At 51.3% G+C, this 8,698-nt stretch carries 6 protein-coding genes; all 6 read right to left on the minus strand.

Translation table 11 applies throughout. From position 1 onward, the window contains the following. Positions 1-15 precede the first annotated feature (15 nt). The 6 genes from VN429_RS02555 to acsB all read right to left on the minus strand — a co-directional run bounded on the left by VN429_RS02555 (position 16) and on the right by acsB (position 8,637). Positions 16-1,296, minus strand: a complete 1,281-nt coding sequence (locus tag VN429_RS02555; protein ID WP_325629454.1) for a tetratricopeptide repeat protein — start codon at positions 1,294-1,296, stop codon at positions 16-18. A 119-nt stretch (positions 1,297-1,415) separates the two neighbouring features. Then, positions 1,416-2,429, minus strand: coding sequence for a uroporphyrinogen decarboxylase/cobalamine-independent methonine synthase family protein (locus VN429_RS02560; RefSeq protein WP_325629456.1), 1,014 nt, complete (start codon positions 2,427-2,429; stop codon positions 1,416-1,418). Positions 2,430-2,440: 11 nt separating this feature from the next. Continuing rightward, a complete protein-coding gene (locus tag VN429_RS02565) occupies positions 2,441-4,348 on the minus strand; it encodes an ASKHA domain-containing protein (protein WP_325629459.1) in 1,908 nt (635 codons plus the stop codon). Positions 4,349-4,351: 3 nt separating this feature from the next. Next, positions 4,352-5,677 carry an acetyl-CoA decarbonylase/synthase complex subunit gamma gene (gene acsC, locus VN429_RS02570; protein WP_325629461.1) on the minus strand — a complete coding sequence of 442 codons (1,326 nt, stop codon included), beginning with the start codon at positions 5,675-5,677 and terminating at the stop codon, positions 4,352-4,354. Beyond that, the gene (locus VN429_RS02575) at positions 5,677-6,606 is read right to left on the minus strand and encodes an acetyl-CoA decarbonylase/synthase complex subunit delta (protein ID WP_325629463.1); all 930 of its coding nucleotides are present in this window, start codon (positions 6,604-6,606) and stop codon (positions 5,677-5,679) included. Before VN429_RS02575 ends, acsC begins: the two co-directional genes overlap by 1 nt. Positions 6,607-6,615: 9 nt before the next feature. Then, on the minus strand, positions 6,616-8,637 hold the full coding sequence (acsB, locus tag VN429_RS02580; protein WP_325629465.1) for an acetyl-CoA decarbonylase/synthase complex subunit alpha/beta: 2,022 nt from the start codon (positions 8,635-8,637) through the stop codon (positions 6,616-6,618). Between the last annotated feature and the right edge of the window lie 61 nt (positions 8,638-8,698).

Genomic DNA, 8,698 nt, shown 5'->3' on the forward strand with positions numbered 1-8,698 from the left:
ATTTTTGTGCGCTAATTATTCATGACTTGTTGTGGTGTTTGCCGCCTCTTCTTTTAGATACCAGTCAACGAGAACTTTGTCGGCCTTTTCTTCCCAGGCGATGAGTTTTGAGTCACCCGGGTAGTACTTGAATGCTTCAGCAATTGCGGAGGCCGCCTCCGGGAACCGCTCAAGGGAAATGAGGACCTCACTGTACCCTTTCCATGCCCGACCTGATGACCCATCTATCCTGAGAGAGCGTTGGTAGAGATCTTCAGCCTTATTATCCATTCCCTGCTGATGATACGCATCAGCAAGATGGGAGAGCACTTCCGGATCCCTTGGGAGATACTCTACTGCCTGTTCCAGGTATTCGGTTGCCTCCTGAACTTTCCCTTCAGAGAGCAGGATACACCCCAGCGTGTCCTTGGCTCCCGGATTTCCCGGATGTTGTCTGAGCACCTCTTCAGCAAGAGTGCGGCCTTCACTGCCGCGTCCAGATAGATACAGAGCATACGCCTTTGCGTTGAGTAACTGCGGATCATCTGGGGTCACAGCAAGAGGATGTTCAAGGGCATCAATTGCTTCATCATATCTGCCAAGCCGGCTGTTCAAGTATGCAATATTCACCCAGGCGCTCGGATCGCTCTGATTCAGGGCTGCTGCTGAACTTGCAAAGTCAAGAGCCTCTTCGTACTTTCCAAGAGAGGTTGCAACATCTCCAAGATAGGTGGAAGCATCTGGATCATTTGGAAGAGCCAGATAAGCTTCTTCAAGGTAAGGAAGAGATGCACTAATATTTCCTTTTTCAATCAGAATGGTTCCCATGAGGAGGGAAAGACGGGGATCAAGAGGGCCTTCATTTTCCATATTTCTGATGAGTGAAGCTGCTTCTTCACTTCGATCAAGGGCGATAAGGGCGGCTGATCGTATTCGCACCTCCTCGGTCCGGTTCAGATCTATTGTATTGTCCAGGATATTCAGTGCCTCTTTTGGATTTCCTGTCTTAACCGCTGCTTCAGCACGAAGAACAGAGACCTCTCCGGTATCTGCTGAAGTGAGATTGAACCGGGAAGCCCCGTTCACAACCTCGTCCCACCTGGAGAGAGCTGCAAGAGATCTGAGTCTCCCTATCACAACATCCTGATCGTTTGGATTGGCAGAGAGGGCTTCATCATACCACCGGATCGCACGTTGGTACTCCCCGTTATTATAGGCATCATCTGCCTGGGAGAGAGGATCAACTGCAGCCTGAATCAGGACCGGAGTGATCAGGGTGAACACAAGAACTGCAATGAAGAGGAGACGACTTATCATAACTTGAGAAGATCTCAGGGTGCGGATAAGAAAGGATTTCCGGCCCTTGGAACCGGACGTAAAGAGGCACCTCTGAAGATGGTTATCTGACCAGAGAAAAAGGTGTGAAACCGGATGTGTTATAGACTCCGGGCACGCTTCGAGATCTCGGCGACAGTTTCCATAATCCTGATGGCACCTGGAACATCAGCAAGGCGAAGACCACAGCTTGGGGTGATAATAGCCTGTGCATCAAAGAGTGTATTCCCGACCACCGGTTCAAGTTCTTTTCTTATAGAGAGGTACCGTTGCCAGAGAGATTCAGTCGTTTCCAGGTTGAACTTGTCAAGTTCAGCAGGAACAATTCCCCAGGCAATGATCCCTCCTGCTTCAAGATACGATCTGATCTGGTCGCGGTAAAGAAGAAATTCCTTGGCAGTACCGTATGCATCAAGCGAGACGACTGCAGGTTTAAAGGACATGAGGAGCCCCCAGTCAGTGTTCGAACAACAGTGAACACCGATGCCACCTTCAATGAGAGAGCCGATATCCTCGAAGACTGATCCAACCATCTCGGGGGTGAGTTGCATCACTGACGATCCAAGGGCAGCGAGGTACGGTTCGTCAATAACCACCAATGTCTGCCGGGCACCGGTCTTCTGCATCAGCATCTCATACCACCGTGCCCGCAATGCCAGCATCTTGGTGAGCATGTCAAAGTACTGGGCATCATATGCAAGCGGACGGCGATCCTGATCAGAGATGGTCAGCCCGAATGTAACAGGACCCGTAACTTGACATTTTACACACCAGACCTTCGAGAGATCACGGCTAGCCATCTCGAAGTAACCAGCCGCGTAATCGGATGAAGCAGCATACCGGTCAAAATTCTGCTCCATGAAGTCAAGGTACACCTGCTCCATCTCAAGCGAGAAATCCATGGATCGATCAACATAGAGCTTGTTTCCATTAACGACCCTGCCAGGTAAGAACTCGGAGTCATGCCAGATGATCGCTTCAAAGGGAGAGATGTTGGGGAGGGTCGGAGCGTATGGCATTGAGGGACAGAGCCTGAGAATATCATCAACAGCCTGGGTAGGATCTATATGGGGAAGGGAGCCAACTCCTGATGCGATGCTGCAGGGAGACTTCAAAAAACCTGCCATTATTTAGCCTCTACACGGAGACGACAAAGCTCAAGACTCTTCTCAACCATGGGAAAGAGCGTGAGATCGGTGTGGGGCAGGAATGTCCCCTTTGTATATTCATCCATGAAAGTCGGCTCTGCATTGAGCTCGACATACCCTATCCGGTATGCGATGTCGTCAACAAACTTTCTCATCTTCCTGTTGATCAAAGCGATATTGGCCCCTTCTGCTGCACCATTTCCAAGGTTGATGATCCGATCCACCGGCACTTCGGGAATCAGCCCTACTGTAATCGCATTGTCCTTGTTGATGTAGTTCCCAAACCCGCCTGCAAAATAAAGGTTCTTGATATCCTCCCGGGTTATTCCTGCCTGGTTCATCAGGATAATACATGCAGCAAGCGTTGAGGCCTTGCTCATGATCAGGTTCTTGATATCATTCTCTGTCACCACGATATCTTTCCCGATACCTGTTTCATCCTTCCAGGCAAGCACAAATTCAGGGAAGTATTCACCCTGGCGTATGCGGGGATGGCTGATGGTGGTGTTGATCCTCCCAGTCCTGTCAATAACACAGGACCGCAAAAGTTCTGCCAGTACATCAATAAGTCCTGAACCACAGATGCCCACCGGTTTCTTCCCGTTGATCGTCTCGCACTTGAGATCTAGAGTTATTGGATCAATCGAGACCTTCTCAATAGCTCCGGGATTTGCCCGCATCCCAAAAAGGACCTCTCCCCCTTCAAGAGCCGGACCTGCTGCCCCTGCACAGGCAAACATCCACTCGTTGTTGCCAAGAACCACCTCAAAGTTGGTACCGATATCTATCAGCAGGGAGATGTCAGGACTCTCTGCCATACCTGATGCCACAATATCAGCAACAATATCCCCACCGATGAAGTCGCTGACAGCAGGGAAGATGAAAACACTGCCTTCAGGCTTTATCGACAGACCCACCCGTCCGGCTGAAGCAGTAAGCGAACGTCTGACCACCGGAACATATGGCTCCTCGATCATGTATGAGGGATCAATCGCAAGGAGCATGTGGGTCATGATGGTGTTTCCTGCAATCACAACCTCGCAGATGTCATCTCTGTCAACTCCGGCATTGTTCGCTGCCATGGTTATCGCAGCGTTTATAGAATCAACTGCTAGTTCCTGAAGCCGCACGAGCCCTTTCCTCTTGCTGTAGTTGACCCGTGAGAGGATGTCCTCGCCGCAGGAGATCTGCTTGTTATAGGCAGAGCCAACACCGATCACCTGACCGGTATTGAGATCGCGAAGAAACGCAACCACAGTGGTGGTTCCGAGATCTACCGCAGCCCCATACAGCTGGCTGGAAGTATCACCCTTCTCGATCTCGATCATCCTGAATCCTGCAGGGAGCCTGGCAATCGTTGCAGTGACCTTCCACCCGCTGTCCCTGAGCATGGAGGGAATTACCCGGAGAATCTCCAGCGGTACATAGACTTGTTTGCTTGTGGGACCGTCTAAATTGGATATTGCATCCAGAAGCCGGTAGAGATCTGAGGTAGGTGTTGCAAGGGTCGGTGGTTGGACCTGTACGTAATATTTCCGGATTGACGGGTTGAGCAGAGTCTCCTGACCCATCACATTCATGAGAATCTGCTGAGTCTGGATAAGCGTCCGTTCAGGGACCATGATCTGGCAGTCATCTTCAGGATATGCCTCGCACGAGAGGATAGCACCGGCATCTCTCTCTTCCTGGCTGAAGAACTCCCTGAACCGTTCGGTGTCAAATCTGATTCGACCTGACTTGTGGAACATTACACACTTTCCACACTTCCCTACACCGCCACAGACCGCGTTGATAGCAAGGCCAGCCTTCTGAGCAGCAGTCATGAGAGAGTCAGATGTAGATACTTCTACTTTCCTGAATCCTGGGAGAAAGGTAACGATGGGCATCGGTTACTTCAGCTCCTCCTCGATAAACGATGCTATCTCTGCGGCATCACGAGGACCGACGATGACTTTCCATCCGGTATACTCCTCTATCCTGCCAGATAGCGGGGATGCATACCCTGGAATGATGATGGTCTTGTTGTTCACTTCGTCTCCTAAAGCAAACTTTTCAATCGCATCCTTGACAACCGACTCACTCAGCTTCCCGGCTGCAACCGCAGTTAGAACAGACATTCCCTCTGTGTCAACTATCAGGAGCCAGCACGAACGACGGGTTGATTCAAGGTATCCCTGCAGGGTAAAGTAGGTAAGCGAGAAGTTGACAGTAAGGAAGACCGGGTCATCACGTCCAGGTGTTCCAACCCGGTAGAGTCCGGGCGTCATCTGGATCGGTTTCTGCGGATCAGTGTAGATGTTCTGTCGCATCACAAGAGCAGCCTGCATCTCGGTCCGGGAGAGTGGGTTTACCACTATTACAGAGGCAAACTTGACGATCCCGGTGATAAGACCGGAGAAACCGGTTGTTCGTGCATCGAGAAACACCGGATATCCAAGACCAGGGACAGATCTGGCAAGGGCTGTCTGGCGAACAAGAGTTGAGGTCCTGACAAACTCTCCTTCAGTCCCTGAGAGATCCAGCATCATCTGTGTAACACCGAGCCCGGAACACTTAGTTGCATTAGCTGCCAACCTCTCCGGGTTACTCCCGGAGACCACGAGTGGAGCCCCATACTTCTTTGCTAATGAGCAGAATGCTTCGCAGCTCTGATCGCCTGCACCCTTGATGAGTGGCAGGTAATTACCGCAGACCGCAAGCCCTGCCTCCATGACAGCAGGATCAGAGGCCATCAGAACCAGGGGGAGATCAGGGTTTCCTGACACCACCGTTGAGATGGCCTCAGCAAACCGCTCAGAAGATCCGGAATCAGCCGATATTGCAATCCCGTTCAACAGCAGGTCAATGCCGATCCTTGTTACTTTGCATCCCCTGACCTGGGAAGTAACCTCCCTTATCCGGTCGTCTGACTCGATGTCGGATACTGCATACAAAATTCCAGGCTGGTGATAGAACGTCTTCTCGTGCCGATAGAAGACAAACTCCTCACCGACCGTGAACGAGAGCGTTCCCATGCCAACCGTCACTTTCTGAATCGGGGGTCGGGTAGAGGCGCCAAGGATGTTCTTCGCCTCTTCATCAAGGTACGGACAGAGATCAGGTTCGGCTTTTCCCTGTGCCAATTTCATTGCAAACGTGAGGCATGTCGGATCCCCGCACTCTTTACAATTCTTTTTGGGGAGCAGTTTGTAGATGTCAAGGGCCTTGAGTGCCATCAGGCCACCTCCAGATTCCAAAGAGAATCTATTGCTTTTCTGAGCCGGGCAAGAGAGCCCGGATGCCTGACAACCAGGATTGTTGCCCCGGCAAGGGCTGCAGCAATCGAAGTTGCCACCTCCCAGGAGACTGCTGTTTCATGATTGTGGACTGCTCCCCTGATCTCCTTGATGGTCAAAGTATCAGTTGGAGCACAAATCATAGGCATTGCAAGATCTGCATCTCCCTTCAGGGCTGCAAACCTGATCCGCTCCATGGTCGAATAGGTATACTCAAACCCGTACCCAAGTGCACCAGTGTAGGGATCGATGATGATCCGATCATCAGGAACACCAGCCTCTCTGAGAAGGATGTTGAGCTGCTTTGCAAGATTCACATCTATCGGGGACTGGGCAATGACCGAATGACCATATGCTATGGCTGCTGCTGCAACACTGCGATACCTGGCAGCCTCTGCAGTTCCAAGCACAAGCCTCTCTTTCTCCCCTACTTCACCGCACCGCTGGAAGACTTCCGAGTCAATCTCTGCATCTGCACTCCCTTCGATGATCAGGGGAAGACTCGTCGCAGCAAGAATCGCAGTGACCGTTTTTCCCACAGAGTCATATGCGTCAAAATTCCTTCTTCGTGTAGAGGTCAGATTGAGCCTTATGAGGTCTGCCTGAAGGGTTGTGTCTACATATGCAGCCCAGGCAGGTGGATTGTCAATCAGTTTTGTGCAGGCACTCCGGACAACATCAGGCCAGAGGGCAGGATCATCACAGATCTCAAAAGCAATGAGGGGTTTTTGTCCCAGACCGATACAGGGGAGATCAGATTCACCACCGATCCTGTAGGAGATACGGCGTGTTCCTCCTTCTGCTGCGGTTGCACCGATTACTACCTCGCGGATCGATGCAGTCCAACCAGGTGTGTATGATATCGTCATGATTTGCACCTACAGCAGCGGGGCCATCGATAATGCGGGATGATCAACCGAGGTCAGGAAAGAAAGCAGGCCCTCAATATCAGTTGCAACGGTTTCGTCAGCGATCTTGTCGTAGAGATCGGATAGTCCTGCAGAATCTATCTTTTCCCGAAGTCTCTTCTCAAGTTCTTCCTTGACAACCGAAGGCATCCAGACGATCCTGGAAAGACCGCCTTCTGCCTGGATAAACCGATCAGACAAGATGTATCCTTTTGAAATCCCGATAAATCCGGGCGTTTGTGCCCCACCACCGATAGTCCCGGCAAGGGTTGAAAAGGTCATACCTGAGGGGGTCTCGCCTTTGTACTCCCTGCTCACGATCATGATCCCATTTGTCTCAGGGAGGATCATGGCAACTGCTTCAAAACAACCACAGCAGGTCATCGGAGCATCCATGATACTATATAGGACACAACGCTCGACCTCCCCGTGGGATGCCTGCCTGACAAACCGGTTCACTCCTTCGTACTCTCCTGCCTCTTCGTTGATCAAAGTACCTTTTTCGATAGGCTGGTTCGCTCCTGACGGTGACATCTCGTAGGCCGTCTTTCCGTCCAGCCAAGTGAGTGCCCCGCAGAGGGCCGGCCTCTCCGGTGTAAGCACACAGACATGATTCGGTGCAAAGGTCTGGCAAAGGGTGCAAGAGTAATACAAGGTGACATCCTCATCTTTCATCCCGGCTATCCGTTCATCCCGTTCTGAATAGATGAACTCTGCTTCTTTCTGGGCAGCAAGTACCTGATCGCGGTCCGTGAGAATGGTGACCTGTACAGCATCAAGCAGGGTCGGAAAATCCATCCTGAACTTTGCAGCCAGAAGCTTTCCAAGATCTGCAATCTTCAGACCCTGTGCCACGGCATCCTCCGAGACCCTGACCCAGATCTGATCACGTTGGGCTGAATGCCACGAGCCCTCTCCGTAATTGATGAAATTGTGAATCCGACGCTCAAGAACCGGTTCAAACTCCTTCTTCATCGCCTTACCGGCTACTTCAACGATGATACCGAGCGGGGCTGCAGATTTCTTTTGGACTCCGTCAATCTCCAGGCCGATGACCGTGACCTTCCCGTCAGTGACTTCATGGGCATCCCTGACCCTGAGGAGTTCAAATGCCGGTGAACGGGTCCCCCCAAACTCTGCATACATCTCCTCTTTCCTGATTGCCTTTCCTTCAAAGGCAGGAGAGCAGGCCATTGGAATCGGTATTGAAGTGACCTGGATACGGATCCCTCTCAGTTCCATCCCGGTTTTAACGATCTCTGTAGGACCTGCCTGAGTCCAGTCCTTTCCTTCATATCCACCCATATGAATGATAGGAATCCCAAGCACCCGCAGACCATCAATGAACGCTATCTCCTCGTTTGTCATCCCGGAAAAAGCAATAACAAATGCTTTGGCCCGCTCTGTTGCATATGCCACAAGACGGTGGGCATCACCCGCTGCAACGCCTCCAAACATCATTGCAACTCTGGCAAGGATGTCTGCAAAATAGACAGCACCAAGTGAATCTTTCCCAAGAGGAACAAGCCGAAGATCAAGTCCAACCTTCACTCCCGCTGCTGTCAGGGATTCAACAACTCCACCGGAAAGGAATGTGAGCATGAGTTTCTCCTGCAGCTCTCTGCAGATTGCAGCAGCATAATCTGCTTTTGATGGGTTTCCGACGATCAGGGTCAGCCCAAGTATACTCCCGTCCACCAGGGTGTACCCGAGTTTTCTGATCACTGCATCATCGATAAAACCGGTATATGGGGGGCCGTCAACGGCCCCCCGACATGCAAGCAGGATTTCAGCACCCACCAGGGGACTCTGGTGAGTTGCTTCAAACACCTGCTGCGCTGCCTGCTTTGAATCAATCCCTGAACCAGAGATTGCATAGGAGATCGGGAGATAGTATGCGGTATCCTGATACCCATGGAATGAAGAAACAGCAGCAACCTGCTCTGCAATCTTCTTGATTCCTGCTGAAACTGATGCATCGATCTGAACCATATCTTCTCACACCATAGATTGGTGCAGGACAATTAGTAGGTTGGTATTGCCCTGCCTGGGC

It is taken from the genome of Methanospirillum sp., from assembly GCF_035560735.1.
Taxonomy (GTDB): domain Archaea; phylum Halobacteriota; class Methanomicrobia; order Methanomicrobiales; family Methanospirillaceae; genus Methanospirillum.